Raw genomic sequence first — 24,650 nt, 5'->3', positions numbered from 1 at the left:
TTTGGTTCGCAGTTTGTGATATGTTATTGCGCAAGCATTCGCAAGTGCTGCGCTGCGGCGATATAGGGGTCATGGTTGGCTGTGCTCTATCAGTTCTAGAACTTTCGGACCTATGGCCTCGACAATGAACTGCACGCCAGAGCCATCGGGGTGAATGCCATCGCGTTGCATGTGATCCCGCATCACTGACGCACGATCCTCAAGACGCATTAGGCCCTCCAGAATATTGGGAAAGAGTAATGCGTCATGTGTGACTGCAAGCTCAGGGTATATGGCCTCGAAAGCTGCCTCATACTCGGTGCCGAAATTGGAAGGCGCATCAATACCTACCAGCAAAGCAGGCAGGTCGCGCTCGCCAATTTTGCCCAAAATGCCGTCAAGGTTTGCCTTGGCCTGCTCGGGTGGCAAGCCGCGCAGCACATCATTGCCGCCGAGCGCGACAATCACCCCGTCCACATCCGGGGTGAGCGTCCAGTCGATGCGCGACAAGCCGCCCGCAGTGGTGTCGCCGGAAACGCCAGCATTGAGCAAAACGACCTCTGCTCCTTGAGCGGTGAGCCAGTTTTGAAGCTGCGGGACGAAGCCTTCTTCGGGGGCCAACCCATACCCTTGGGTCAGGCTATCACCTAGGGCTGCGATGGTCACCGGTTCCGCCGCCGCAGGGGAGGCAACAACTAACATCAATGCAAGGTTGCGCATGCTCCTCAGAGTACTATCTAGAATAGATTGCACCATGCCCAAGGACCACGCCATGACCGAGCCTGTAATGCGTTTAAAAGACCTGACCCTGTCGTTGGACGGTAACGCGGGGGTGGTCGAGATACTTAAGGGCATTTCGTTTGATGTGGGCCAAGGGGAAACACTTGGGCTAACGGGCGCTTCTGGGTCGGGCAAGTCATCTCTCCTGATGGTGATGGGCGGGCTGGAGCGCGCCTCATCCGGTCTTGTCTGTGCGCTGAACCAAGACCTCACGCCGATGGGTGAAGATGGGTTGGCACGCTTTCGTAGGGACAATATGGGGGTGGTGTTCCAATCCTTCCACCTTATTCCGACAATGACCGCCTTGGAAAACGTCGCTTTGCCGCTGGAGCTGGCCGGTGAGGCAGATGCGTTCGAGCGCGCTTCGGTCGAGTTGGAGGCCGTGGGGCTTGGGGCGCGTGGCGATCACTACCCGTCCCAGATGTCTGGCGGAGAACAACAACGCGTGGCTTTGGCGCGTGCGGTGGTGGCCCGACCGAAGATTTTGTTGGCGGACGAACCAACGGGAAATTTGGATGCCGCCACGGGTGAATTGGTGATGGATTTGCTGTTTGATTTGCGCGACCGCTTTGGGGCCACATTGATCCTTGTGACCCATTCCGCCGAATTGGCGGCGCGATGTGACCGCGTGGTGCAGCTGCGCGATGGCGTAGTGGTGAGCGACAGCCTGTCGATGGCTGCCCAATGAGCCTTGCGTGGCGGATTGCGCGTCGTGAGTTGCGCGGAGGCCTGCGCGGCTTTTGGGTCTTTCTGGCGTGTTTAGCTTTGGGGGTCGCGGCGATTGCCGCAATCGGCACCGTTCGAGGGGCCATCGAAGCTGGGCTGACCGAGCAAGGGGCGGTGATCCTTGGCGGGGACGTCGAAGTTCAACTCACTTACCGGTTTGCCGAACCAGAAGAACGCGCCTTCTTTGAAGGTCTTGGCGAGGTGTCGGAACTGGTTGATTTTCGCTCCATGCTTGTGGCCGGAGAAGATCGCGCTTTGACACAAGTGAAGGGTGCCGATGATGCCTATCCCCTGTACGGAAAGGTGCATTTGACGCCAGACATGCCACTGTCCGAGGTGCTTGCGGGGCAAAATGGATTGCCTGGGGCTGCGATTGATCCGGTGCTTTTGGCGCGTTTGGGGCTGGAAGTTGGGGATGTTGCCAAGCTTGGGGCCGCCGAATTTGTGGTTATGGCAACGCTCGACAGAATGCCGGACACGTCAGGGGGCGGGTTTACCTTGGGGCCTCCTACGCTGGTTGCGACTTCGGCTTTGCAAGGATCGGGTTTGTTAAGCCCCGGCGCATTGTTCGAGACAGAGTACCGCATTCGCACGCCAGAAGACTTGAACTTGGAGGCAACCAAGCTAGAGGCTGAAAAACGGCTGGATGGAACGGGCTTTCGTTGGCGCGACCGCCGCAACGGGGCGCCGGGCATTTCTAGATTTGTAGAGCGCTTGTCAGCATTCTTGGTTTTGGTCGGGCTGACAGGGTTGGCGGTTGGCGGCGTTGGTGTCTCAGCGGCGGTGCGGGCCTATCTGGCGGGAAAAACCGAAGTAATCGCAACTCTGCGCAGCCTTGGTGCCACAGGGAGTTTGGTGTTTCGCGTCTATCTGTTGCAAGTGGGGGCCTTAGCGGCTCTGGGCATATTGATGGGCTTGTTTTTGGGTGGGGTGCTCCCTTTGGTGTTTGGTCCGCTGATCGAGGCCAGCTTGCCCGTGCCGGTTGACCTTGCGGTGCGCATGCGCCCCTTGGCAGAAGCCGCACTTTACGGCGGTTTGGCTGCGGCGCTATTCACCCTATGGCCGTTGGGGCAGTCGGAACATATCCGCGCGGCGGCGTTGTTTCGGGAGGCCAAAAGTGGTGTGCACGGTTGGCCTCGGCCAATCTGGATAGTGGCCTGCGGGCTTATCCTGACCGCGTTGATTGGTGCGGCTGCGTGGCTGTCTGGGTTGGTGATGTTGACCCTTTGGGCTGCGGGCGGAATTTTGGCGGCCTTCGTGGTACTGGTGCTGGCGGCCTCGGGTATCCAGCAACTTGCGCGTTGGTGCGCGCGGCGTTTGCGTGGCCTTAGGACGTTGCGCTTCGCGCTTGGTGCTGTTGGTGGCCCCGGACGAGAGGCGCAAGCGGTTGTGGTCTCCTTGGGGCTTGGACTTTCGGTTCTGGCGGCAGTCGGGCAAATCGAATGGAACCTGCGAAACGCGATCTCCGGTGACCTGCCCGATGTCGCGCCCAGCTATTTCATTGTGGACGTGCAGCCGGATCAACTGGATCCGCTCATGGCGTCATTGGAGGCACGTCCAAGCGTGTCAAAGATCGAAACCGCGCCTATGTTGCGGGGGGTGATAACGCAGATCAACGGCCAGCGGGCACTGGATGTGGCAGGGGATCATTGGGTCGTCCGGGGCGACCGTGGGGTTACCTATGCCGACGGCTTGCCGGCCGGAACCAAGATTACAGAAGGCAAGTGGTGGGGCGAGGGATACGAAGGTATCCCGCAGATTAGTTTTGCGGCCGAAGAAGCAGAAGAGCTGGGCCTGAAATTGGGGGATGAGCTGACAGTCAATGTCTTGGGTCGCGATATCACGGCTGCGATTACCAGCTTTCGCGAGGTCGATTTCTCTACGGGGGGGATCGGGTTCGTCTTGACGATGAATGCGACCGCTCTGCGCGGTGCGCCGCATACGCATATTGCCACAATCTATGCCGAAGAGGCGGATGAGGCCGCGATTTTGCGCGACATGGCGAAGGCCTACCCAAATATCACGGCAATCCGTGTTCGGGACGCAATCAACCGCGTCAGTGAGGTTCTTGAAGGTATCGCGGCGGCAATCACATACGGAGCTTTGGCCACATTGATCACCGGTGGCATAGTGCTGATCGGCACGGCTGCGGCAGGTGAAAAGGCCCGCGTCTACGAGGGGGCAGTCCTCAAGACCTTGGGCGCATCGCGTTCGGCGGTTTTGGCGAATTTTGCCCTGCGTTCGGTTTTGTTGGGGATGACGGCGGGTGGCATTGCTTTGCTGGCAGGCATCGCGGCGGGATGGGGTGTTATGGTCTTCGTGATGGAGACCGAGTTCCATGTCGCTATCGGTTCAGCCGTGACAATCATTGCCGGGGGCATTCTGGCCACGTTGCTGACAGGGCTCATGTTTGCATGGCGCCCATTGGTAACGCGGCCAGCGCGGGTGTTACGCGCCCGCGAGTAGTTCGAGTAGTTATTGCAGGTCGGAGAAAGCGGCCTGCATTCGCGCCACGGCGTCTTCGATTACCGCGCGCGGTGCCGCAAAGTTGAAGCGCAGAAAATCATCCCCCCCCTTGCCAAAGGTTGGGCCGTGGTTGGCGACGATTTTGGCTGCATCTTGCGTGCGGCTGGTAAATTCCTCGCGCGTCATTCCCGTGCCCGAGAAGTCGACCCAAGCCAAATAGGTGGACTCCATTGGCATGGATTTCAGGCCTGGGATGGCGTTGATACCATCGTCAAAGATCTTACGGTTGGTATCAAGATAGGCCACAAGCTCATCCACCCACGCGGCGCCTTCGGGGGAATATGCCGCGGTTGCCATGAACAAGCCAAAGCTGTTCGGGCTGAGACCTAAGGCGGCCATGCGGGACGCGAAACGGGCGCGAAGATCGTCATTTGCAATGATGACATTGCCCGAGTGAGACCCCGCGATGTTGAAGGTTTTGGTCGTGGCGGTCATCATCACCAGCCGGTCCTCAATGCCTGCGATATTTGCCATCGGCGTGTGCTTGGCATCCGGAAACACAAGATCGTGGTGAATTTCATCAGACACTAGAATGAGATCGTGACGCTTGGCGAAGGCCGCGACGGCTTGCAGCTCTGCCGTGCTCCAGACGCGCCCGCTGGGATTGTGCGGCGAGCAAAAGACAAGCATCGTTTCCTTGCCCGTCATTTGGGCGTCATATGCATCAAAATCCATCTCGTAGCGGCCATCATTATTGACCAGCTCGCATTCCACCACGGTGCGGCCAGCGGCTTTGATGATCTTTGAGAAGGCGTGGTAGACGGGTGTAAACAGGACCACGCCATCGCCCGCAGAAGTGAAGGCATCCACGCACATAGCAGTGCCATTTACCAACCCATGGGTTGTGAAGATGTGATCAGGGTTCAATGTCCAGCCGTGACGGTTTTCCATCCACCACTGGATTGCCGCGCGGTAGGGCGCCTCGCCCCCAAAGTAGCCGTAGACGCCGTGGTCATGCATCTTCTTGATCGCGTCTTGGACACATTGAGGGGGCTGGAATTCCATATCGGCCACCCACATCGCAATACCGTCTTCGGGCGAGACTCCATAAAGGGTTTCCATAGCGTCCCATTTCACGCAATGGGTGCCTCGGCGGTCGATAGGGGTGTCGAAACTCATTGATCTGCTCTCCGTTGATCTATGCCCGCAAGGTTGCGGGTTTCCCGACAGGCTGCAAGGGAGAATTCGGCCCAAGCGGGCTTGCTGGTGAATTTGCAGATTTAACCCGCGCCGTTGGCCCATTCGCGCCATGCCAAGGTCGTGACCTGCGCCAAAACCATAGTGGCTGTAATGGCGAACCCAAGGGTGCTGGCGTGAAGCTCTATGACGTTCCACGAAGCCAAGAGCGCCAATACGACGGCCGCCTGAAGGCCAAAGAGATAGGCGTTGCGGTAGGAGATGCTTTGGCTAGCTGTCGCGTGCAAGTTGGTAAGACTGGGGTCGTTTTGCGAAAAGCGCGCGGCCCGAAGTAGAGGAAGGCCGCCCCTGACGCCCGCCAAGCCGCCTAGTACCATCAGGCTTCCTCCGAAGGCCAAAAACAACGAATAGGGTTGTATCCACACCAAAGTGGCCCCCAACACATACACCCAAGTCCCCAATGCCGCGAGCGTCACATGGTAGAGCCTTTGATGCTGCCGATCCGCCAGTTGCTTGGCAGTGGTGACGGGGCTGGGTGGTTGAAACAGAAAGCTTTGAAACAGCAAAGCGGTTAGGAAAACAGCCGCGCCAATGCCCCAAAGTGGATAGGGGGCAATGTCGAACTGCTGCGCGATGCTACGCCCGCCAAATGCGATAGATAGGCCTGCGACACCGATAGCGGCGTTTATCCAGCGTGAAATGGTAAGTTCTTTGGCTCTGCGCACGGTCGTCATCCCATGTGTGTAAGCCCCCGACGGGTAAAATAAATGGCCTAGGGGCATGCGTCAAGGTGGTGGTCGGATGCCCTTGTTTCATAGGCATAGACGGGTTATCTGGGCGGCATGAAACGCTCGATTTTGATCCATCCCGACCCGCGCTTGAAAAAGCTCTGTGCTCCTGTTGTCGACCTGTCCGACGCCTTGCGATCTTTGGCGGACGACATGCTAGAGACCATGTATGACGCACCAGGTATTGGCCTTGCGGCGCCGCAAATCGGGGTCATGGACCGGTTGATCGTGTTGGATTGCGAAAAGAACGACGGGGACACCCCGCGCCCGCTGGTGATGTTCAACCCCGAGGTGATTGCCTCCTCGGACGAAGAGAACACATATGAAGAGGGGTGCTTGTCCATTCCCGACCAATATGCCGATGTTACCCGCCCCAAAGAGGTCACCGTGCGGTGGATGGACCGTGAGGGGGCAGCACAAGAAGAAACCTTCGATGGGCTGTGGGCCACCTGCGTCCAGCACGAGATAGATCACCTTGAGGGCAAATTGTTCATCGACTACCTGCGCCCGCTAAAGCGCCAGATGATTACCCGAAAAATGGTGAAGCTTAAGCGCGAATTGGCGCGTAGCTGATGATTTTGCCAATTGTGCACCATCCCGATCCGGCGCTCCGTCAATTGTGCAAACCGGTGTTGGATGTGGCGCAGACCGCGGGGTTGGCTGCAGATATGTTGGACACGATGTATCACGCCTCTGGGCGGGGATTGGCGGCGCCGCAAGTGGGGCAACTGCTGCGATTGTTTGTGATGGATTGCAGCTGGAAAGACGGCGAACGCAGCCCGTTGGTAATGATGAACCCCGAGATTTTGTCACGCTCTGATGAAATGTCGCGCCGAGAGGAAGGGTGCCTGTCGATTGCGGATCACCCTGTTTGGGTGACCCGACCTGCGCGCATAGAAGTGATGTGGGTGGATGAGACCGCCGAGCAAAGGCGCGGCGCATTTGACGGGTTCGATGCTGCCTGCATTCAACACGAAATAGATCATCTGGATGGGGTTTTGATCTTGGACCATGAGGAAAAACCATGAAGCGTGCATATGTGCCTTGGCCGGACAAACGGCTGCGCACGGTGGCAGAGGATGTGACCGAAATCACCGATGAGGTGCGCCAAATTTGGGCGGATATGGTGGAGACCATGGACGCTATGCCCGGTGTCGGGCTTGCCGCTGTGCAGATCGGTGTGATGCAACGGCTGGCGGTCGTGGATGCCTCGGATGAACGCGGGCAGGCAGTGTGCATGGCCAACCCAGAGGTGCTGCATGCCAGTGTGCAGCTGCGTGAGCATGAAGAAGCGTCCCCGAATTTGCCAGGCGTGTCGGCAGTTGTTGAGCGCCCGCGCGCAGTAACGGTGCGGTTCTTGAATGAAGCTGGTGCCCTTGAAGAACGTGATTTCGTAGGGATTTGGGCCACGTCGGTACAGCATCAGATCGATCATCTTAAGGGCAAGATGTATTTCGACCACCTAAGCCGCACAAAGCGGGAAATGTTGGTGAAAAAAGCAAGGAAACTGGTGCGTTGAGAATTGTTTTCATGGGAACGCCGGATTTTTCGGTTCCGGTGCTGGAGGCCTGTGTTGAGGCGGGGCACGATGTCGTGGCTGTTTACTCGCAACCTCCGCGTCCTGCGGGACGTGGCAAGAAGGACCGCCCCTCACCGGTACAAGCGCGCGCAGAGGCCTTGGGGATTCCGGTGCGGCATCCCGTATCCTTGAAAGGCGCAGCCGAGCAGGACGATTTCGCAAGCCTTAACGCGGACATTGCCGTGGTTGTGGCCTATGGGCTAATTTTACCGCAGGTGATTTTGGATGCCCCGCAGCATGGGTGTTTGAACATTCACGCGTCGCTGCTGCCGCGTTGGCGCGGGGCGGCGCCGATCCACCGCGCGATTATGGCAGGTGATACCGAGACGGGTGTTTGCATAATGCAGATGGAGGCCGGTCTTGATACTGGCCCTGTTTTGTTGCGACAGACCCTGACCATCGAAGCCACCGAGACCACCGGCGGATTGCATGACCGCCTTAGCACTATGGGCGCAAAGCTAATCGTGGAGGCCCTTGCATCGCTGCCGTCATTGACGGCGCAGGCCCAAGCAGATGAGGGCGTGACCTATGCATCAAAAATTGACAAAGCAGAGGCGCGAATTGACTGGGCTCAAGGGGCTTGCGATGTTGCGCGCTTGATCAACGGGTTGTCACCCTTCCCGGGGGCGTGGAGCGAAGCGAATGGTGAGCGCGTGAAATGTCTACGTGCCGAAGTGGTTGATGACGCCCTTTCCGCGGGCGAGGTAAAGCTTTCAAACGGTCGCCTTATTGTTGGCACGGGCGACGGGGCGGTCTCTATCCTGACCTTGCAACGTGCGGGCAAAAAGGCTGCGGAGGCCGCCATCGTGACGCAAGGTTGGACGCCTCCTGCGCGGTTCACCTAGGCCCTTGGAGGGCGGCTTTTGTAGACCGGCAAACGCCACCCGAAGGCAATAGACCCGATACGCAACGCCAAGGTGACAAAGGCGCAGCCAGCCAAGGCTATCGGCAACGGCTGCCCGAGGTGTAAAAGCACCCCTGCGGCACCTGCTCCGGCAAAGGCGCAAGTCACGTAGAGCTCCCCTTGTTTCAGAACCAGCGGCACTTCATTGCACACCACATCGCGCATTAATCCGCCAAAGCAACCCGTCGCCACGCCCATAATCACGATGACAGGCCAAACGGCCCCTACTGCCACAGCCGCGGCAACTCCGGCGGGGACGGCGACAGCTAAGGCAAATGCATCGATCCACGGGATTGCGCGATGTCGGGATTCCAACAGATGAGCCGTAAAGAAAACGATAAAGGCCGCAATGGATGCGACGACAATAAAGCTAGGGCTATCGACCCAAAACACCGGACGGTCCAGTATCACGTCGCGCACCGTCCCCCCGCCCACGGCCGTCAGGCAGGCAATGAACACAAACCCCACGATATCCAGCTGCGCCCGACTGGCCACCAGCGCACCGGTGAGCGCGAACACAAACACCGAAGCGTAGTCGAGAAAGGCAAGCGCGTTCATTTTTTGAAGGGGGCCATGCCTGCACGGGCAAGCTCATCCGCACGTTCATTCTCGGGGTGTCCTGCGTGCCCCTTGACCCATTCCCAAGTGACGTGATGACGCGCTTGAGCGGCGTCCAAGCGCTTCCAAAGGTCGATGTTCTTGATCTCGCCGCCCTTCTTTTTCCAGCCCTTGGCCTTCCAGCCGTGAATCCACTTGGTGATCCCGTCCTTGACGTAAGAACTATCGGTCACAACCGTCAACTTGGAGGAGCGGCTGAGCGTTTCAAGCACATTGATCGCGGCCAGCATTTCCATGCGGTTGTTGGTGGTGTCGGCCTCGCCACCTTTCAGCTCTCGCTCTTTCACGACGGCGCCGTCTTCGCGGGCGATCAAGATTGCTCCCCAGCCGCCCGGGCCGGGGTTTCCGGAACAGGCACCATCTGTGTAGGCAAATAAATCAGGCATTGGCGGTCACAATCATAAAGGGTTCCGGCCCACGCACGAGGCCAACCATTTCGCCGTGACGAATGGAATTGAATTTGAAGTTTGCTTCTTGGAGCAGGCGTCGAAGCTCATCCTCCGAATAATAGACATAGAAGCGACCTGCTTCGTCACGCTCTTCGATGTCGCCTGTCTTGAGGCCAAGGTGCAGCAAGCCGCCGGTTTTCAGCGCCGTATGAATTGCCGAAAGATGACGAGGCATGTCAGCACGCGGAGCATGCAGTAAGGAGAAATTGGCCCAAATACCATCGTATAGGTTTTGCGCGGTCAAATCGTCAAACCGCTCTAATCGTGCATCTATTGCGTAGCGTTCTTTGGCGATGGCTACCATTTCAGGAGACGCATCGGAGGCGTCTACCTCCAGCCCCGCATCCCGCATCATCCGTGCAGAATTGCCAGGGCCGCAGCCCAGATCGAGGACGCGTCCCCCTTCAGGCATAGCGTCGAGGAAGGCTTGCAGGTCACCGTCAGGTGTCTTGCGCGAGACAAGGCTTGCATAGGATTCGGCCTTGGCGGCATAGGCTGCAAGAGTTTCTTTGTCGCTCATGTCGTTCCTTACGAAATGTTCTACGGGTCAACGTTTGTTGGGTGGGATGTCTCGGATCCGCGCGACATGCGCCTCGATGTCTTCCTTGGTGAACTTTGTGTGGCGTCGCGTTTGGTCTGCGGGCTGATGTCCCAAGCCCAGCTTCAAGTCTGGCCGGAACGCAGTTTGTGGCCGGATCGGACGCGGGGAGAAGCCGCCGCCGCAAGTCGGGCAAACGTTGTGAAGCACTGACTCCACGCAATGCGCACAATAGGTGCATTCGTAACTGCAGATGCGCGCGTCCTCGGCTGCGGGGGGCAAATCTTTGTCGCATAGTTCGCAATTCGGTCGTAGTGCTAGCATCGAAACCTCCTCAGGCGGGTACGCGCAGCACGCGGGGCACCTTGAATTCCACGTTCTCTACCGCGGTCTCCACGATTTCTTCGGTGACGTCGTAGCGGGATTTGAAGGCGTCAATCACCTCATTGATCAAGATTTCAGGCGCAGAAGCCCCAGCTGTGATGCCGATGCTGTCAATCCCGTCCAAAGCGCGCCAGTCAATGTCGGTGGCGCGCTGCACCAATTGTGCATAGCTGCAACCGGCCTTTGCCCCAACCTCGACCAGCCGTTTGGAGTTGGACGAGTTTGGCGCGCCAATGACCAGCATTGCCTTGGTTTTGCTGGCCATGGCCTTCACCGCCTCTTGGCGGTTGGTTGTGGCGTAGCAGATGTCTTCCTTATGCGGCCCGATGATCGCGGGGAAACGCGCGTTGAGGGCGGCGACCACATCGGCGGTATCGTCCACGGATAAGGTGGTTTGAGTGATGAAGGCCAGCTTGCTTGGGTCACGCGGGGTGATGGTGGCGACATCCGCTGCGGTTTCGACCAATATGACCTCGCCCTTTGGCAACTGCCCCATGGTTCCGACTGTCTCTGGGTGGCCGTCATGGCCGATCATCACCATCTGCAGGCCGTTTGCGTGATGACGTTCGGCTTCGATATGCACTTTGGAGACCAGCGGGCAAGTGGCGTCGACATAGACCATTTCGCGTTGGGCGGCTGCGGCGGGGACGGATTTGGGGACGCCGTGAGCCGAGAAAATAACCGGCCTGTCGTCTGGGCATTCCTCCAACTCTTCAACGAAGACTGCCCCTTTGTCCCGCAGCCTGTCGACCACATATTTGTTGTGCACGATTTCGTGGCGCACATAGACGGGAGCGCCCCATTTTTCCAACGCCATTTCCACAATCTTGATCGCGCGATCCACTCCGGCGCAAAAGCCGCGCGGGGCTGCAAGGTAGAGGGTCAGTGGTGTTTTGCTCATCTGGTGGCACTCCTGCTTCTTGTCAGATTTAGGGGCTGGGCGGGCTGGGGTCCAGTGTGCAATCTGTCTCCAGTTGAAAGATTAAGGTGAACCATGACGATTGTGATTAGAGCGATTGAAGAAAGCGACCGTGCGGAATGGGAGCAGCTCTATAGCGCCTATGCCACGTTCTACGACGTAGAGCAGACTTCTGACATGCGGGCGGTGGTTTGGGGCTGGATGATGGAGCCAGCCCATGAGGTCAACGGATTTGTAGCCGTTGCAGATGGCGTATTGGTTGGCTTTGCGCATTTCCGCCAGTTCGCGCGACCATTGGCGGCAGGTGTGGGCGGCTTTTTGGACGATCTATTTGTCAGCCCAAACGCACGTGGGCTGAAAGCCGGTGATGCGTTGATCGCAGCGGTTAAGGCAGAGGGTCGCAAACGCGGTTGGGGGGTGGTTCGGTGGATTACAGCCGACAACAACTACCGCGCACGAGGGCTGTATGATCAAGTCGCCTTGCGGACGGGCTGGGTGACGTATGATCTGGATGTAGACGGTTGAAATGAAAAACGCCGGAGTGTTGCTCCGGCGTTTGACATATTATTCAGTTGTTTCGTGTTCCCGCTCTCGGGTGAAACTCATATCACCTTCGCGAGGCGGGCGACCGATCACATCACGCAACTCGTCCAATTCGATGAAGTTATCAGCCTGACGGCGTAATTCATCAGAGATCATCGGCGGGTTGGAGCGGATCGTAGAGACTACCGATACACGCACCCCTTTGCGTTGTACCGCTTCGACCAAGGGGCGGAAGTCGCCGTCGCCAGAGAAGATCACGATGTGATCCACATGAGGCGCCAACTCCATGGCATCGACGGTAAGTTCGATATCCATGTTGCCTTTGACCTTACGCCGGCCTTCGCGGTCGGTGTATTCCTTGGCGGGTTTGGTGACCATTGTGAACCCGTTGTAATGCAGCCAGTCGACAAGTGGCCGTATTGGGGAATAGTCATCATTTTCAAGTAATGCTGTGTAGTAAAATGCACGAAGCATCTTTCCACGGCGCATGAATTCGTGTCTCAGGAGTTTGTAGTCAATGTCGAACCCCAAAGACTTGGCAGCGGCGTATAGATTCGACCCGTCTATAAACAGTGCCAACCGTTCGTCTTTATAAAACATTAAATGTCCTTCCATAAACGCTCAGCCCAATTAATAGTCCCCGAGTGAAGGGCGTAGGCAAACGCGCTTCAATAAACATAAGGAAAAAAGCTTATGCCGCAACCCACGGTGGGTCACAAAGAGCTGATAATAGCCCATGTTGCCTTAGGAAGTAACGCAACGTCAAGCTTTGGCACCCCGTTCGTGACGCTCTCTAAAGCAATAGATGCCATTTCTAATGATTCGGTTAAGTTGCTGGCACAAAGCCGTTTTTTTCGCAGTCCGGCCTTCCCAAAGGGAAGTGGCCCAGACTATGTGAACGGTGTGATCACAGTGCAGACGAGTCTGTCTGCATCGGCGCTTTTGACGCATCTACATGCCATCGAAGCAGAGTTTGAACGACAGCGGACAACTCGATGGGCGTCGCGGACTTTGGACCTTGATTTACTGGATTTTGCTGGGAAAATTCTTCCAGATGAAGCCACTTTGAAGCAGTGGATGGACCTGCCCCTTGAACGCCAAAAGACAGTGGCGCCGGACCAGCTTTTACTGCCACACCCCAGACTTCAAGATCGCGCCTTTGTGTTGATTCCTTTGGCAGAGGTAGCGCCGGATTGGGTGCATCCAATGACCGGAAAGGGGCTACCAATCTTGCTTTCGGCTCTCTCTGAAGCAGAAAAACGCGATGTTTGCCCTCTGGAGTGACGATTTTGGCAGGTTTTAAGGTTGTATTCAGGCTTTATCGGTCCTAATTGTGCGGTCTGACATCCCCTGTGAATGACTGGAGTCCCCCATGGCCCGCGTGACGGTTGAAGATTGCGTAGACAAAGTTCCTAACCGCTTTGAGCTGGTTATGTTGGCGTCCCATCGCGCCCGTGAGATTGCTTCTGGTGGGGCCATCACTGTGGACCGCGACAACGACAAAAACCCTGTCGTTTCCCTGCGTGAGATTGCGGATGAGACCCAGACTGCCGACGAACTGCGTGAGCGCATGATCGAAAGCAACCAAACCCAGATTGAAGTTGATGAGCCGGAAGAAGACGCGATGGCGCTTCTTATGGGTGTCGAGCAGGACAAGCCTGCCGAAGACGATATGTCTGAGGAAAAGCTGCTGCGCGCTTTGATGGAAGCACAAGGGCCAAAGTAAAGGCCTTCAAGAATGGCGACGGACCACACGGATGATTTCTGACAGCGACCTGATCGCATTGGTCCGCGCCTACAATCCCAAAACGAATGAAGCCTTGTTGCGGGACGCCTATGCCTATGGTGCCCAGATGCACGAAGGGCAAACGCGGCATTCGGGCGAGCCCTACTTTACCCACCCAGTCGAAGTCGCCGCCCTGCTTACTGAGCAACACCTAGACGACGCGACCCTTGTGACGGCACTTTTGCACGACACAATTGAGGACACCGGTTCCACATTCGCAGAAGTGGAGCGCCGCTTTGGTTCCGAAATTGCCGAGTTGGTGAACGGTGTTACCAAGCTGACCAATCTTGAGCTAAGCTCCACCGAAACAAAGCAGGCCGAAAACTTCCGCAAGCTGTTTATGGCGATGTCGAAGGACCTGCGCGTCATTTTGGTGAAACTGGCGGACCGGCTTCACAATATGCGCACGATCAAGCATATGCGCCCCGAGAAACAGGTCCAGAAATCCCGCGAAACAATGGATATCTACGCCCCTTTGGCTGGCCGCATGGGGATGCATTGGATGCGCGAAGAGCTGGAAGATTTGGCCTTTCGGGTTTTGAACCCCGAAGCGCGCGCATCGATCATTCGCCGGTTCATTACGTTGCAAAAAGAAACCGGAAACGTTGTCCCCAAAATCACCGAGGACATCCGCACCGAGCTGGCCAATGCCGACATTGTTGGCGAAGTTTACGGGCGAGCCAAGAAGCCGTTTTCCATCTGGCGCAAGATGGAGGAGAAGAAGCAGAGCTTCTCCAAGCTGTCGGATATCTATGGATTTCGGATTATTACCAACTCCGAAGATGACTGTTACCGCGCCTTGGGGGTGATGCATCGCCGTTGGAGCGCTGTTCCAGGGCGCTTCAAAGACTACATTAGCCAACCGAAAACCAATGGTTACCGGTCGATCCATGCGACGGTTTCCGGGCGAGACGGCAAGCGGGTGGAAATCCAAATCCGAACCCGCCAGATGCATGACGTCGCCGAAGCAGGCGTTGCAGCTCACTGGGCCTACCGCGACGGTGAGCGTGTCGAAAACCCGTTTGCTGTTGATCCGGCCACATGGATTTCCACCATGACCGAACGGTTCGAGCAGGCAGAGGACCACGACGACTTCCTCGAGCATGTGAAGCTTGAAATGTATTCTGATCAGGTGTTTTGCTTCACCCCCAAGGGGGATGTGATCAAGCTGCCGCGCGGTGCGACCCCGTTGGACTATGCCTATTCGATCCACACGCGGATCGGGCACAGCTGCGTCGGCGCCAAGGTGGATGGGCTACGTGTCCCTTTGTGGACGCGCTTGCGGAACGGGCAATCCGTAGAGATTATCACCGCTGAGGGGCAAAAACCGCAGCCTACATGGATCGATATTGCCGTGACGGGGCGGGCAAAATCGGCAATCCGCAAGTCGCTGCGCGAAGAGCACCGAGATCGCTACATCAAGTTGGGCCGCGAACTGACGCGAGTGGCGTTCGAGCATATTGGCAAGAAGTCCTCAGACAAGGCCTTGGAAACCGCCGCCAAGGAGCTCAGCCTCACCGACGCGTCTCAATTGTTGGAATATGTCGGCTCGACAGAACTGTCAGCACGCGAAGTTGTCATGGCTTTGTACCCAGAGTTGGCGGAAAACTCTGGCATGGAGACGGTCGACGCCAAGCGCCCTGTTGTCGGCTTGCCCGAAGGCGTTCAAGTGAAGCGCGCCGCCTGCTGTCAGGCTGTGCCAGGTGAACGCATCGTAGGTATCAAGTACAAAGGTCAAGGGGTGTTTGTTCACGCCATTGCCTGCGATGCCTTGGTCGAGTTTGAAGAGCAGCCGGATCGCTGGCTGGACATTCACTGGCATGCAGGCCGTCACGCCGCGAGCAACACAGTTACACTGGCTTTGACCATTGTGAACAGCTTTGGTGTGTTGGGGCGCATTTGCACATTGATCGGCGAGCAGAACGCGAATATCTCAGATATGCATTTCATCGACCGCAAACCGGACTACTTTCAACTGCTGGTGGACGTAGATGTGCGCGATGCAGAACACTTACACGGAGTTATGACCGCGATGGAGGCCGACAGTGATGTCGCGGCGCTGGAGCGGCACATGGATTTGAACCGCAAGCCCTAAAAGACAGGCTCCGCATGTCGGAGCAGAGAGGTGAATAACAAAACGTGTTCAAACGCAGGACACCAAAAAGCTGGGCGCTTTGGGCGCTACACCTGCTGTGGCCCCAAGGGGGATGGGGGCGGGCGTTTGACTATGTCAAACACCGTGTTCGTCGTCTGCCGGATGACCCGCGCCGGATCGCGCGCGGCATTTTCGCTGGCGTGTTTACGACGTTCACTCCGTTTTATGGCTTTCACTTCTTTATCGCCGCTTTTGGGGCGAAGGTGATGCGGGGCAACATGCTCGCGGCGCTTATGGCAACGTTTTTTGGCAACCCGTTGACCTATTTGCCGATTGGGGTCATTTCGCTAAAAACAGGTCACTTCTTGCTGGGGACCGAGTTTGAGCCGCATATGAACATTGGTCGCCGCTTTGCAGGGGCTTGGCGTGATCTCAAAGACAACTTTTTTGCTATGTTTACCGACGATGTCGCGCAATGGGATCGCCTGTCTGGGTTCTACGACGAGGTGTTCTTTCCCTATATGATCGGCGGGCTCATCCCCGGTGTCATTACGGCGACTGTGATTTACTACATCAGTGCGCCGCTGATTGCGGCCTATCAAAACCGCCGTAAGGGGCGGATCAAAGCCAAGTTGGAAGAAATCCGCGCACGCAAGGCCGCCAAAAAGGCCGAGGATAAGAGCGCGCAATAAGCGTTGTTGAGGTTGCCGCGCGTTCTCCTATGATCCTAAGCAACCAGCTACCTAAAGGATCCATCAGATGACCAACAAGCTACGCCTTGGCGTCAATATCGACCATGTTGCAACGGTTCGAAATGCCCGCGGCGGAGACAACCCTGATCCTGTTCGTGCGGCACTGCTCGCGCAAGAGGCGGGCGCAGATGGGATAACGGCGCATCTGCGGGAGGATCGGCGCCATGTTCGCGACGCCGATATGGCCGCGATCAAGGAGGCCATTTCGGTGCCCCTGAACTTCGAGATGGCCGCAACAGACGAGATGCAGGCGATTGCTCTGGCAACAAACCCGCATGCAGTGTGCCTTGTCCCCGAGCGGCGCGAAGAACGGACAACCGAGGGCGGGTTGGACGTGGCAACAGACGACAATCGCTTGGCTGAATATATCGCTCCCTTCAAAGACGCCGGCACGCGCGTGTCGCTGTTTATCGGTGCGGATGAACGTCAGGTGCGCGCCGCCGCCCGCATTGGCGCGGATATCATCGAGCTGCATGCAGGCAGCTATTGCGACGCCCACGCGGAAGGCCACTTGGACCTACGCGACGCCGAATTCGCCAAGCTGCGCGACATGGCAGCATTGGCCCATTCACTCGGGTTGGAGGTTCATGCGGGCCACGGGTTCACCTTTGATAGTGTACAGCCCGTCGCCGCACTGCCGGAAATCGTAGAGCTCAACATAGGACATTTCATCATCGGAGAGGCCATTTTCACGGGGCTGGTCCCCGCGATCCAAGAGATGCGCCGCTTGATGGACGAGGCGCGGGCGTGACCGGTATAGAGTTCGGGTTGCTTTTGCTGGCATGGGCGGTTGGCGGCGCGTCCCCCGGGCCTGCGACTTTGGCGATTGCGGGCACCTCGATGGAGCGGGGCCGGACAGCGGGATTGGCGGTTGCGGCTGGCATCGTTTGCGGGTCGGCCTCTTGGGGCGTTGCCGCCGCCTTAGGGATGAGCGCTTTGATGCTTGCGAACGCGTGGCTGGTGGAGATTTTACGCTATGTGGGGGCAGCCTATTTGATGTATTTGGGGTTCAAGGCCTTGCGCTCGGGCATGTCGAGCAAACCACTGACGGATGTGCAAGCTAAGCGCGGTGGGCTGCGGTCTGTGTTTCTAAAAGGGCTGCTGCTTCACCTCACAAACCCGAAAGCGGTGTTTGGGTGGGGCGCGATTTTCGCGATTGCGGTACCGCCAGGATCAGACCCGCGTGCGGTTTGGGAAACCTTCACAGCCTTGTTTGCCGTATCGAATGCCGTGTTCTTCGGGTATGCATTTTTGTTCTCTACAGGTGCCTTTATCCGAGGATACCAAAAACTGCGCCGTTGGTTTGAAATCAGCTTTGGGGTGATGTTCGGGCTGGCGGGTCTGAAAATATTGACTGCGAGGCTTTCATGATACTGGGCATCGGCACGGACTTGGCGAATATCGAACGCATCCAAGGCACATTGGATCGTTTCGGGGATCGATTCCGAAATCGGGTATTCACTGATCTGGAACAGCGCAAGGCCGAGAACCGTAAGGATGTGGCGGGGACATATGCCAAGCGCTGGGCCGCAAAGGAAGCGTGCTCCAAGGCGTTGGGGACAGGGCTTCGCATGGGGATTGCGTGGAAGGACATGGCCGTGAGCAACTTGCGCACGGGGCAGCCGGTGATGGAAGTCTCGGGCTGGGCCGCAGAGCGTTTGAGCGACATGACACCTGCGGGCCATGAGGCGATAATTCATGTCACTTTGACCGATGACCACCCTTGGGCGCAGGCGTTTGTCGTCATCGAGGCGCGTCCAATTGACCCCGCTGTGACTTGACTCCAACCCCTTGCAGTCGCATGTAGCAAACAACCTTTAAAATAAGAGAATATTGATGGCACCCAGCAGTGACAAAGAGCCCGAAGGCATCATGGAAACCGTAAAGACGGTGGTTTACGCTTTGGCAATTGCCGCCGTATTTCGCACTCTGTTCTTCCAGCCGTTTTGGATTCCGTCGGGGTCGATGAAAGATACACTGCTCGTTGGGGACTTCTTGTTCGTTAACAAGATGGCCTATGGCTACTCAAAATACAGCTGTCCCTTTGGCGTTTGCCCGATCCCAGACCGCCTGTTTGGCAGCGAGCCGGAACGCGGTGATGTCGTCGTGTTTCGCCACCCTGTAAGCGGGCAGGACTACATCAAACGCCTTGTGGGCCTGCCGGGCGACAAAGTGCAGGTGAAGAATGGTGTGCTGTTTTTGAACGGCAAAGCGCAAAAGCAAGTGCCGGTAGAGCCATTCGTGGAAACCTATGAAGCGCAGGGCTCCGTCGGTAGTTTCCCTGCATGTAGTAATGGCGCGGTCGGCCTTGGCGGCGACTGCGAAAAAGAACGCTTCATTGAGACGCTGGAAGGCGGCGTGGAGCATAGAATTTTGAACATTCGCAATGGCTTGGGTGGAGATAACACCCCTGTCTTTAATGTGCCCGAGGGCCATTTCTTCTTCATGGGTGACAACCGCGATAACTCTATCGACAGCCGCTTTACGCAGGCTGGTGACGGGGTTGGCATGGTGCCGTTCGCCAATCTGTTGGGGCGTGCCGATCGCGTCGTGTTCTCATCTGCGGGATCACGCATGCTGTATTTCTGGACTTGGCGCAGCGATCGCTTCTTCAAAGCGATTGAGTAGATCTAAATGTTGGAACCCCAATATCGCTGGTTGTTGTACCTTTTCGGGCCAATCGGAATCTGTGTTGCTGCACTCGTTTTGTGTTTTAGGCCGTTTTGGATTCCATCGGGGTCTATGCAACCATCTTTGCGCAGCGGTGATTACATGATTGCCAATCGAGCGATCTATGGGTTCCCGCAACTAAGGTGCTTTTTCGGGGGATGTTCCGAAGAACTCGGGGTAATCGGAGACAGCTTGTCACGAGGCGATGTCGTGGTGTTTAAACATCCAGTCAACGATGTCCATTATGTATCCCGCGTGATCGGGCTTTCTGGCGATGAGGTCCAGATGGTTGATGGAGAGGTGATAATAAATGGCGTTGCACTGGATCAAACACAGGTAGAAGACTTTGTTGAGCCCTTTGTCCCTAATGTGACGGGGGGGTACCCAGCCTGCGGAAATGGTAATGTTGCTTTGGGCGAGGATTGTGTAAAACAACGGTTCTCTGAAACATTGGAGAATGGTGTGTCCTATGATGTGTTAAACATCTCGGACGTGGCGCGTTCTGATAGTACGGACATTTTTAGCGTACCTGAGGGGCATATTTTCCTCCTTGGCGACAACCGCGACAATTCTATTGATAGTCGCTATCCACAGGTCGCGGGTGGCGTAGGATTTGTTCCGGTCAACAACGTGATTGGGCGCGCCGAACTTGTGATGTTTAATTTTGCAGGTGTTCAAGAGCGGAGTTGGACGTGGTTGCGATGAAACTGTCGGGTGAGCTTTCGAAATTTTGCGACCGCATTGGATACAGGTTCACTGAACCAGAACTTCTAGTGCGTGCTTTGACGCATGGCTCGATCTCATCCGCGACACGGCCTGACAACCAGCGGTTGGAATTTTTGGGAGACCGTGTTCTTGGTTTGGTGATGGCTGAGGCTTTGCTCGACGCTGACACGGGTGCGACCGAGGGTGTGTTGGCCCCGCGCTACAATGCTTTGGTGCGCAAAGAAACCTGCGCGGCGGTTGCGCGCGACATAGAGCTGGGCGCCGTGCTGAAATTGGGCAAATCGGAAATGGTCTCGGGGGGGCGCCGCAAAGAGGCGCTGCTGGGTGACGGCATGGAGGCGTTAATCGCTGCTGTTTACCGCGACGGAGGTTTCGCTAAAGCCCGCGATCTGATTTTGCGGCTTTGGGGGGCGCGCGTGCACGAGGTCGAAGACGACGCCCGCGACCCGAAAACCGCCCTACAGGAATTTGTACAAGCTCGTGGCGAACAGGCCCCGAGCTACGAAATTATCAAGCGCGAAGGCCCCGACCACGCGCCGGAATTCACCATCGCGGTGACGCTGACCTCTGGAGAGCAGGCGCAAGCGAAGGCAGGGGCCAAGAGGCAAGCGGAACAGGCTGCGGCCAAGGCGCTTTTGGAAAGGCTAGACAAATGACTGAAGCAACCCGCGCGGGGTTCATCGCGCTGATTGGGGAGCCGAACGCAGGTAAATCCACCCTGCTGAACCGTATGGTTGGCGCGAAAGTGTCGATCGTGACCCATAAGGTGCAAACCACCCGCGCCCGAATTCGGGGTGTCGCGATGGAAGGTCAGGCGCAGCTGGTGTTCGTTGATACGCCTGGTTTGTTTCGCCCGCGCCGCCGTTTGGATCGCGCCATGGTCGCGGCCGCTTGGTCAGGTGCGTCTGACGCGGACATTGTGGTGCTGCTTGTCGAGGCGCATCGCGGGGTGACTGAGGGTGTAAGCGCCATTCTGGATGGCTTGGCGGAGCGTACAGACGGCGCGCCGGTGATTTTGGCGATCAATAAAATCGACCGCGTGAAAACGGATGCTTTGCTGGGATTGACCAAAGAGTTGAACGAACGTTTTGCGTTTCAAGAGACCTTTATGATCTCTGCTGAAAAAGGTCATGGCACTGATGCATTGCGCGGCTGGCTTGCAGGCGAAGTGCCAGAAGGCCCTTGGCTGTATCCGGAAGACCAGCTGGCAGATGCCCCAATGCGCAACATTGCGGCTGAGATCACCCGAGAAAAACTGACGCTGCGTTTGCATCAAGAGCTGCCGTATCAGATGACCGTCGAGACCGAAAAATGGGAAGAGAAAGACGATGGCTCCGCCCGCATTGAGCAACTGATCTACGTTGTCCGCGACGGGCACAAAGGGATCGTTTTGGGCAACAAAGGTGAGACGATCAAAGCCGTTGGTAAGGCTGCCCGCGAAGAACTCGTCGAGTTCTTGGGGCGCAAGGTTCACCTGTTTTTGCAGGTCAAAGTTCGTCCGGGTTGGCTGGAAGACAGCGAACGGTACTCTGAAATGGGGCTGAACTTCAAAGACGGCAATGACTAACCGTCTGACCACAGACTTCTGGGTTTCAGCCTATCTGACCCGTTTGCGGCTGGCGGATATTCCGGTGTTCGTGACGGCCAAGGGCGATGCAACGGCTGGCGTGGTTATGGTGAAGGTGAATACGCTGGACGGGCAAGCGGTGGTCTATCAGCGCTCGTTTGATCTGATGAGCGGCGAGCGGGCTTGGGTTGTGTTACGGGAGGGTGCAGAGCACGAGGTCGATGAAGCGATTGCCAAGCAACGCAATTTTGATGCCGACCTTTGGGTGATCGAAGTTGAAGACAAAGCTGGGCGACATCTACTGGATCAAGACGGGTTAAGTTAACAAGGGGCGAATGATGGACTGGCGCAGCCAAGGGGTTTTGCTATCGGCGCGCCGCCATGGCGAGAACGCGGCCATCATTGATGTCTTTACCCCCGACTATGGCCGCCATGCAGGTGTCGTGCGCGGCGGGGCAGGTCGCAAGCTGTCTCCGATCCTACAACCTGGAGCCCAGCTGGATGTCTCGTGGCGCGCCCGTCTTGAGGGGCATTTGGGGGCCTATACCGTCGAGCCGATTAAATCTCGGGCCGCCGCAGTCATGGGGGACCGCAAGGCGCTGGCTGGGCTGAATGCACTTTGCGGCTTGTTGCAATTCGCGTTGGCCGAGCGTGACCCGCATCCCGACCTCTACGAGCGAAGCTTGCTGGTGTTTGACCTGCTTGGTGTGAGCGACGCGTGGCCCTTAGCCTATGTTCAATGGGAGTTGGCGTTGCTTGAGGACATGGGGTTTGGGCTGGATTTATCATCCTGTGCTGTGACTGGATCAATGCAGGAGCTGATCTATGTTTCCCCCCGTACCGGCCGCGCGGTGTCGCGTCAGGGGGCGGGGGAATGGGCGTCGCGTTTGCTTGCATTGCCTGCATGTCTGCGCGGAGTGGGCGATGGTACATTGGACGGGGTGCCGGATGCTTTGGCAACGACCGGACATTTTTTGACCACTTGGATGGCCCCGCAATTGGGGAACAAACCACTGCCACCTGCAAGGGCGCGTTTGGTTGACGTTCTTGGGGGCGCTAGTTCACGACCTTGAACAGCATTTCGCGGCCTTTGTCATTCGACAGGATCAGGGTGTCTCCGACGCTTTCAGACAGGGTCATATCGCTCAGGGCTTCGAAAAACTGCGTCTCGGATTTGAGGTCTGCGCAGGCCCGCCTCGTGCTGCCGATCTTTTCAGCGTTGAACCACGGATAGGGCACGGTCTGCGCGCCGAAGTAACTATTGCAAGGGGCCTCGCCAGCAATTTTTCCGGTTTCGGGAAAAGAGATCGTGGCGTTGGCCTTAAAGGGGACGCCGTCGATGGACTGCAGGGCCCAGCTGGCCCCTTCGGTGGAATAGCCCGAAATGGTTTCATCCTTGCATGCGGCCAGCATTGCCAAGGCGATAAGAGGGTAGAGTTTCATGGGGTGGACCCTAACAGGTCGCACCCCGAATGTTTAGTCACCTTTACTTAATCAAGCAGGCGCCGTGCGATAACTTGGGCTTGAATTTCAGCGGCCCCCTCAAAGATATTGAGGATACGTGCGTCACACAGAATACGGCTGATCTTGTATTCCAAGGCGAAACCATTGCCGCCATGAATTTGCAAGGCGTTGTCCGCACTGGCCCATGCCACGCGGGCGCCAAGCAACTTGGCCATGCCAGCCTCTAAGTCACACCGCCGGTCATTGTCTTTCTCATTGGCCGAAAAATACGTGAGTTGGCGCGCAACCATGGTCTCCACTGCCATCATGGCAATTTTCCCCGATACGCGAGGGAAATTGATCAAGGATTTCCCGAATTGCTTTCGCTCTTCGGCGTATTGCATGGCCACATCGATGGCCGATTGTGCCACGCCAATGGCACGGGCGGCGGTCTGGATGCGCGCGCTTTCGAAGGTTTGCATCAACTGTTTGAAACCCTGACCCTCATTGCCACCCAACAGGTTTTCACCTTTGACGTGGAAGTTGTCGAAGGCCAATTCATATTCCTTCATCCCGCGGTAGCCGAGAACCTCGATTTCGCCACCGCTCATGCCTTGGGTGGGGAAAGGAGCGTCGTCCGTGCCTGGGGTTTTCTCGGCGATGAACATCGACAGACCTTTGTAGTTGGTCGTTTCCGGATCGGTGCGCGCCAGTAGGGTCATAAAATGGGTGCGCGCGGCATGGGTGATCCATGTCTTGTTTCCGGTGACTTTATAGTCGTCACCGGTTTTAACCGCCCGTGTACGCAAAGACCCCAGATCGGATCCGGTGTTCGGTTCGGTAAACACCGCCGTCGGCAAGGTCTCGGCAGAGGCCAGTTTGGGCAACCATTTTTGCTTTTGCTCGTCCGTCCCGCCACAAAGGATCAACTCGGCAGCAATTTCGGAACGTGTGCCAAGGCTTCCGACACCGATATAGCCGCGTGACAGCTCTTCGGACACAACGACCATTGATGCCTTGGACAAACCAAAGCCGCCAAATTCTTCGGGAATGGTCAGGCCGAAGACGCCCATTTCAGCCAATTCTTCGATGATTTCCATCGGGATCAACTCGTCGTTGAGATGCCAGTCGTGGGCGTATGGCTCAACCTTATCGATGGAGAAACGGCGGAATTGCTCGCGGATCATTTCCAGCTCGTCATCAAGGCCGGAGGCACCGGTGATAATCTCGGCAGAGCGTTCTTGCATCAGTTCAACGAGACGCGTGCGCGCGGCTTGGGTGTTGCCACCCTGTGTCAGCGTCATGACTGCGGGGACCATCATGCCGCGCTGATCCTCTTGGCTCAGGCCGATATCTTGCATGCGCAGAATTTCGCCCTGCGACATCGGGATGCCACCATAAAGCTGCCAGAGATATTCGCCGAATGCGATCTGATGGATAAGCTGTTCAACCTCGGTGAACTTGCCTGCGGCTGTCAGGTTTTCCGCCCATTTTTGCATCTGGGTCAGGGATTGAACATAGGTCGCCAACCAAGCCAAACCATGGGCTGCGGTTTGGTTTTCCTCAAGTAATGCACCAGAAATGCGCCCGTTGTCGGTGAGTTTGCCACGCAGCGTTTCCTTGGCCTTGGCCAGCAACTCCTCCAGCGGCGTTAGGGTCGCTGCAGTCAGGGTCAAAAGATCCGGCAGAACCGCATCACCGGGCGTTGCAAGGGTCATATCCTGTCCATCATGAGCCATGT

The 24,650-nt window shown here is 57.0% G+C and carries 31 protein-coding genes; 20 read left to right on the top strand and 11 right to left on the bottom strand.

The genetic code is table 11. The features are described 5' to 3' along the window. Positions 1–69 precede the first annotated feature (69 nt). Positions 70–699, bottom strand: a complete 630-nt coding sequence (locus tag Q0746_RS06745) for an arylesterase (RefSeq protein WP_298258548.1) — start codon at positions 697–699, stop codon at positions 70–72. A 52-nt stretch (positions 700–751) separates the two neighbouring features. On the opposite strand from Q0746_RS06745, the gene Q0746_RS06740 reads away from it, so the two are divergent. Together Q0746_RS06740 and Q0746_RS06735 are read left to right on the top strand one after the other, a co-directional pair. Then, positions 752–1,447, top strand: coding sequence for an ABC transporter ATP-binding protein (locus tag Q0746_RS06740; RefSeq protein ID WP_298258546.1), 696 nt, complete (start codon positions 752–754; stop codon positions 1,445–1,447). Further along, a complete protein-coding gene (locus Q0746_RS06735; RefSeq protein WP_298258544.1) occupies positions 1,444–3,951 on the top strand; it encodes an FtsX-like permease family protein in 2,508 nt (835 codons plus the stop codon). Before Q0746_RS06740 ends, Q0746_RS06735 begins: the two co-directional genes overlap by 4 nt. Positions 3,952–3,960: 9 nt before the next feature. Here Q0746_RS06735 and Q0746_RS06730 read toward each other — a convergent pair whose 3' ends face one another. Both Q0746_RS06730 and Q0746_RS06725 read right to left on the bottom strand, forming a co-directional pair. Then, positions 3,961–5,130, bottom strand: a complete 1,170-nt coding sequence (locus tag Q0746_RS06730; RefSeq protein WP_298258542.1) for a MalY/PatB family protein — start codon at positions 5,128–5,130, stop codon at positions 3,961–3,963. Between the two features lie 101 nt (positions 5,131–5,231). Further along, positions 5,232–5,873: a hypothetical protein gene (locus Q0746_RS06725; protein ID WP_298258541.1), complete on the bottom strand. Its 642-nt coding sequence runs from the start codon at positions 5,871–5,873 to the stop codon at positions 5,232–5,234. 117 nt (positions 5,874–5,990) lie between these two features. Between Q0746_RS06725 and def (Q0746_RS06720) the strand changes: the two genes are divergently transcribed. The 4 genes from def (Q0746_RS06720) to fmt are packed head-to-tail and all read left to right on the top strand — an operon-like array spanning position 5,991 to position 8,360. Continuing rightward, complete coding sequence (gene def / locus Q0746_RS06720; protein ID WP_298258539.1) at positions 5,991–6,509, top strand: peptide deformylase; 519 nt, start codon at positions 5,991–5,993, stop codon at positions 6,507–6,509. Beyond that, the gene (def, locus tag Q0746_RS06715; protein ID WP_298258537.1) at positions 6,509–6,964 is read left to right on the top strand and encodes a peptide deformylase; all 456 of its coding nucleotides are present in this window, start codon (positions 6,509–6,511) and stop codon (positions 6,962–6,964) included. The genes def (Q0746_RS06720) and def (Q0746_RS06715) overlap by 1 nt, the downstream gene beginning before the upstream one ends. Next, a complete protein-coding gene (gene def, locus Q0746_RS06710) occupies positions 6,961–7,455 on the top strand; it encodes a peptide deformylase (RefSeq protein WP_298258535.1) in 495 nt (164 codons plus the stop codon). Before def (Q0746_RS06715) ends, def (Q0746_RS06710) begins: the two co-directional genes overlap by 4 nt. Next, complete coding sequence (fmt, locus tag Q0746_RS06705) at positions 7,452–8,360, top strand: methionyl-tRNA formyltransferase (RefSeq protein ID WP_298258533.1); 909 nt, start codon at positions 7,452–7,454, stop codon at positions 8,358–8,360. The genes def (Q0746_RS06710) and fmt overlap by 4 nt, the downstream gene beginning before the upstream one ends. Here fmt and Q0746_RS06700 read toward each other — a convergent pair. Genes Q0746_RS06700 through ispH form a run of 5 tightly spaced genes read right to left on the bottom strand, consistent with a single transcriptional unit; the run spans position 8,357 to position 11,309 of the window. Further along, positions 8,357–8,977: a trimeric intracellular cation channel family protein gene (locus tag Q0746_RS06700; protein WP_298258531.1), complete on the bottom strand. Its 621-nt coding sequence runs from the start codon at positions 8,975–8,977 to the stop codon at positions 8,357–8,359. The two genes, fmt and Q0746_RS06700, sit on opposite strands and share 4 nt — an antisense overlap. After that, entirely contained in the window at positions 8,974–9,423 is a 450-nt protein-coding gene (rnhA, locus tag Q0746_RS06695) for a ribonuclease HI (protein WP_298258529.1), read from the bottom strand. The genes Q0746_RS06700 and rnhA overlap by 4 nt, the downstream gene beginning before the upstream one ends. Further along, positions 9,416–10,006 (bottom strand): class I SAM-dependent methyltransferase, encoded by a 591-nt coding sequence (locus Q0746_RS06690; protein WP_298258527.1) that lies wholly within the window; start codon positions 10,004–10,006, stop codon positions 9,416–9,418. The genes rnhA and Q0746_RS06690 overlap by 8 nt, the downstream gene beginning before the upstream one ends. 27 nt (positions 10,007–10,033) lie before the next feature. Further along, positions 10,034–10,348, bottom strand: coding sequence for a DUF1272 domain-containing protein (locus Q0746_RS06685; RefSeq protein ID WP_298258525.1), 315 nt, complete (start codon positions 10,346–10,348; stop codon positions 10,034–10,036). A 10-nt stretch (positions 10,349–10,358) separates the two neighbouring features. After that, a complete protein-coding gene (ispH, locus tag Q0746_RS06680) occupies positions 10,359–11,309 on the bottom strand; it encodes a 4-hydroxy-3-methylbut-2-enyl diphosphate reductase (RefSeq protein ID WP_298258523.1) in 951 nt (316 codons plus the stop codon). Positions 11,310–11,402: 93 nt separating this feature from the next. On the opposite strand from ispH, the gene Q0746_RS06675 reads away from it, so the two are divergent. After that, positions 11,403–11,852 carry a GNAT family N-acetyltransferase gene (locus Q0746_RS06675; RefSeq protein WP_298258521.1) on the top strand — a complete coding sequence of 150 codons (450 nt, stop codon included), beginning with the start codon at positions 11,403–11,405 and terminating at the stop codon, positions 11,850–11,852. A gap of 39 nt (positions 11,853–11,891) precedes the next feature. On the opposite strand, the gene Q0746_RS06670 is transcribed toward Q0746_RS06675, so the two are convergent. Next, positions 11,892–12,470, bottom strand: coding sequence for an NYN domain-containing protein (locus Q0746_RS06670; RefSeq protein ID WP_298258518.1), 579 nt, complete (start codon positions 12,468–12,470; stop codon positions 11,892–11,894). A gap of 93 nt (positions 12,471–12,563) precedes the next feature. Here Q0746_RS06670 and folK point away from each other — a divergent pair, with 93 nt between their 5' ends. From folK to recO, 13 genes are all read left to right on the top strand, one after another. After that, the gene (folK, locus tag Q0746_RS06665; protein ID WP_298258516.1) at positions 12,564–13,154 is read left to right on the top strand and encodes a 2-amino-4-hydroxy-6-hydroxymethyldihydropteridine diphosphokinase; all 591 of its coding nucleotides are present in this window, start codon (positions 12,564–12,566) and stop codon (positions 13,152–13,154) included. Positions 13,155–13,242: 88 nt separating this feature from the next. Further along, complete coding sequence (rpoZ, locus tag Q0746_RS06660; protein WP_298258514.1) at positions 13,243–13,596, top strand: DNA-directed RNA polymerase subunit omega; 354 nt, start codon at positions 13,243–13,245, stop codon at positions 13,594–13,596. Positions 13,597–13,627: 31 nt separating this feature from the next. Continuing rightward, positions 13,628–15,751, top strand: coding sequence for a bifunctional (p)ppGpp synthetase/guanosine-3',5'-bis(diphosphate) 3'-pyrophosphohydrolase (locus tag Q0746_RS06655; protein ID WP_298258512.1), 2,124 nt, complete (start codon positions 13,628–13,630; stop codon positions 15,749–15,751). Positions 15,752–15,795: 44 nt separating this feature from the next. Continuing rightward, positions 15,796–16,443: a DUF2062 domain-containing protein gene (locus Q0746_RS06650; protein ID WP_298258510.1), complete on the top strand. Its 648-nt coding sequence runs from the start codon at positions 15,796–15,798 to the stop codon at positions 16,441–16,443. A gap of 67 nt (positions 16,444–16,510) precedes the next feature. After that, positions 16,511–17,254 carry a pyridoxine 5'-phosphate synthase gene (locus Q0746_RS06645; RefSeq protein WP_298258508.1) on the top strand — a complete coding sequence of 248 codons (744 nt, stop codon included), beginning with the start codon at positions 16,511–16,513 and terminating at the stop codon, positions 17,252–17,254. Next, positions 17,251–17,874 (top strand): LysE family translocator, encoded by a 624-nt coding sequence (locus Q0746_RS06640; protein ID WP_298258506.1) that lies wholly within the window; start codon positions 17,251–17,253, stop codon positions 17,872–17,874. The genes Q0746_RS06645 and Q0746_RS06640 overlap by 4 nt, the downstream gene beginning before the upstream one ends. Then, positions 17,871–18,284, top strand: a complete 414-nt coding sequence (acpS, locus tag Q0746_RS06635) for a holo-ACP synthase (RefSeq protein WP_298258504.1) — start codon at positions 17,871–17,873, stop codon at positions 18,282–18,284. The genes Q0746_RS06640 and acpS overlap by 4 nt, the downstream gene beginning before the upstream one ends. 55 nt (positions 18,285–18,339) lie before the next feature. After that, positions 18,340–19,131, top strand: coding sequence for a signal peptidase I (gene lepB, locus Q0746_RS06630; RefSeq protein ID WP_298258502.1), 792 nt, complete (start codon positions 18,340–18,342; stop codon positions 19,129–19,131). Positions 19,132–19,365: 234 nt separating this feature from the next. Beyond that, the gene (gene lepB, locus Q0746_RS06625) at positions 19,366–19,878 is read left to right on the top strand and encodes a signal peptidase I (RefSeq protein WP_298258500.1); all 513 of its coding nucleotides are present in this window, start codon (positions 19,366–19,368) and stop codon (positions 19,876–19,878) included. Next, positions 19,875–20,555 carry a ribonuclease III gene (rnc, locus tag Q0746_RS06620; protein WP_298259692.1) on the top strand — a complete coding sequence of 227 codons (681 nt, stop codon included), beginning with the start codon at positions 19,875–19,877 and terminating at the stop codon, positions 20,553–20,555. Before lepB (Q0746_RS06625) ends, rnc begins: the two co-directional genes overlap by 4 nt. Continuing rightward, positions 20,552–21,466, top strand: coding sequence for a GTPase Era (gene era / locus Q0746_RS06615; RefSeq protein WP_298258498.1), 915 nt, complete (start codon positions 20,552–20,554; stop codon positions 21,464–21,466). The genes rnc and era overlap by 4 nt, the downstream gene beginning before the upstream one ends. After that, complete coding sequence (locus tag Q0746_RS06610) at positions 21,459–21,791, top strand: DUF1491 family protein (protein WP_298258496.1); 333 nt, start codon at positions 21,459–21,461, stop codon at positions 21,789–21,791. Before era ends, Q0746_RS06610 begins: the two co-directional genes overlap by 8 nt. 13 nt (positions 21,792–21,804) lie before the next feature. Next, entirely contained in the window at positions 21,805–22,539 is a 735-nt protein-coding gene (recO, locus tag Q0746_RS06605) for a DNA repair protein RecO (RefSeq protein WP_298258494.1), read from the top strand. On the opposite strand, the gene Q0746_RS06600 is transcribed toward recO, so the two are convergent. Beyond that, positions 22,523–22,909, bottom strand: a complete 387-nt coding sequence (locus Q0746_RS06600; RefSeq protein ID WP_298258492.1) for an META domain-containing protein — start codon at positions 22,907–22,909, stop codon at positions 22,523–22,525. The two genes, recO and Q0746_RS06600, sit on opposite strands and share 17 nt — an antisense overlap. A gap of 47 nt (positions 22,910–22,956) precedes the next feature. Next, on the bottom strand, positions 22,957–24,648 hold the full coding sequence (locus Q0746_RS06595; protein ID WP_298258490.1) for an acyl-CoA dehydrogenase family protein: 1,692 nt from the start codon (positions 24,646–24,648) through the stop codon (positions 22,957–22,959). Between the last annotated feature and the right edge of the window lie 2 nt (positions 24,649–24,650).

Origin of the sequence: uncultured Litoreibacter sp., from assembly GCF_947487515.1 — a bacterium.
Taxonomy (GTDB): Bacteria; Pseudomonadota; Alphaproteobacteria; order Rhodobacterales; family Rhodobacteraceae; genus Litoreibacter.
This window is presented reverse-complemented; position numbering and strand designations above follow the sequence as displayed.

Coding starts and splice junctions, on each gene's coding strand:
- Q0746_RS06745 (WP_298258548.1), bottom strand. CDS start 699: ATGCGCAACCTTGCATTGATGTTAGTTGTTGCCTCCCCTGCGGCGGCG.
- Q0746_RS06735 (WP_298258544.1), top strand. CDS start 1,444: ATGAGCCTTGCGTGGCGGATTGCGCGTCGTGAGTTGCGCGGAGGCCTG.
- folK (WP_298258516.1), top strand. CDS start 12,564: ATGCCGCAACCCACGGTGGGTCACAAAGAGCTGATAATAGCCCATGTT.
- ispH (WP_298258523.1), bottom strand. CDS start 11,309: ATGAGCAAAACACCACTGACCCTCTACCTTGCAGCCCCGCGCGGCTTT.
- lepB (WP_298258502.1), top strand. CDS start 18,340: ATGGCACCCAGCAGTGACAAAGAGCCCGAAGGCATCATGGAAACCGTA.
- Q0746_RS06690 (WP_298258527.1), bottom strand. CDS start 10,006: ATGAGCGACAAAGAAACTCTTGCAGCCTATGCCGCCAAGGCCGAATCC.
- Q0746_RS06730 (WP_298258542.1), bottom strand. CDS start 5,130: ATGAGTTTCGACACCCCTATCGACCGCCGAGGCACCCATTGCGTGAAA.
- era (WP_298258498.1), top strand. CDS start 20,552: ATGACTGAAGCAACCCGCGCGGGGTTCATCGCGCTGATTGGGGAGCCG.
- Q0746_RS06675 (WP_298258521.1), top strand. CDS start 11,403: ATGACGATTGTGATTAGAGCGATTGAAGAAAGCGACCGTGCGGAATGG.
- Q0746_RS06655 (WP_298258512.1), top strand. CDS start 13,628: ATGATTTCTGACAGCGACCTGATCGCATTGGTCCGCGCCTACAATCCC.
- Q0746_RS06645 (WP_298258508.1), top strand. CDS start 16,511: ATGACCAACAAGCTACGCCTTGGCGTCAATATCGACCATGTTGCAACG.
- Q0746_RS06595 (WP_298258490.1), bottom strand. CDS start 24,648: ATGGCTCATGATGGACAGGATATGACCCTTGCAACGCCCGGTGATGCG.
- rnc (WP_298259692.1), top strand. CDS start 19,875: ATGAAACTGTCGGGTGAGCTTTCGAAATTTTGCGACCGCATTGGATAC.
- def (WP_298258539.1), top strand. CDS start 5,991: ATGAAACGCTCGATTTTGATCCATCCCGACCCGCGCTTGAAAAAGCTC.
- Q0746_RS06610 (WP_298258496.1), top strand. CDS start 21,459: ATGACTAACCGTCTGACCACAGACTTCTGGGTTTCAGCCTATCTGACC.
- rnhA (WP_298258529.1), bottom strand. CDS start 9,423: ATGCCTGATTTATTTGCCTACACAGATGGTGCCTGTTCCGGAAACCCC.
- rpoZ (WP_298258514.1), top strand. CDS start 13,243: ATGGCCCGCGTGACGGTTGAAGATTGCGTAGACAAAGTTCCTAACCGC.
- Q0746_RS06670 (WP_298258518.1), bottom strand. CDS start 12,470: ATGTTTTATAAAGACGAACGGTTGGCACTGTTTATAGACGGGTCGAAT.
- Q0746_RS06740 (WP_298258546.1), top strand. CDS start 752: ATGACCGAGCCTGTAATGCGTTTAAAAGACCTGACCCTGTCGTTGGAC.
- Q0746_RS06600 (WP_298258492.1), bottom strand. CDS start 22,909: ATGAAACTCTACCCTCTTATCGCCTTGGCAATGCTGGCCGCATGCAAG.
- Q0746_RS06685 (WP_298258525.1), bottom strand. CDS start 10,348: ATGCTAGCACTACGACCGAATTGCGAACTATGCGACAAAGATTTGCCC.
- def (WP_298258535.1), top strand. CDS start 6,961: ATGAAGCGTGCATATGTGCCTTGGCCGGACAAACGGCTGCGCACGGTG.
- recO (WP_298258494.1), top strand. CDS start 21,805: ATGGACTGGCGCAGCCAAGGGGTTTTGCTATCGGCGCGCCGCCATGGC.
- def (WP_298258537.1), top strand. CDS start 6,509: ATGATTTTGCCAATTGTGCACCATCCCGATCCGGCGCTCCGTCAATTG.
- Q0746_RS06700 (WP_298258531.1), bottom strand. CDS start 8,977: ATGAACGCGCTTGCCTTTCTCGACTACGCTTCGGTGTTTGTGTTCGCG.
- acpS (WP_298258504.1), top strand. CDS start 17,871: ATGATACTGGGCATCGGCACGGACTTGGCGAATATCGAACGCATCCAA.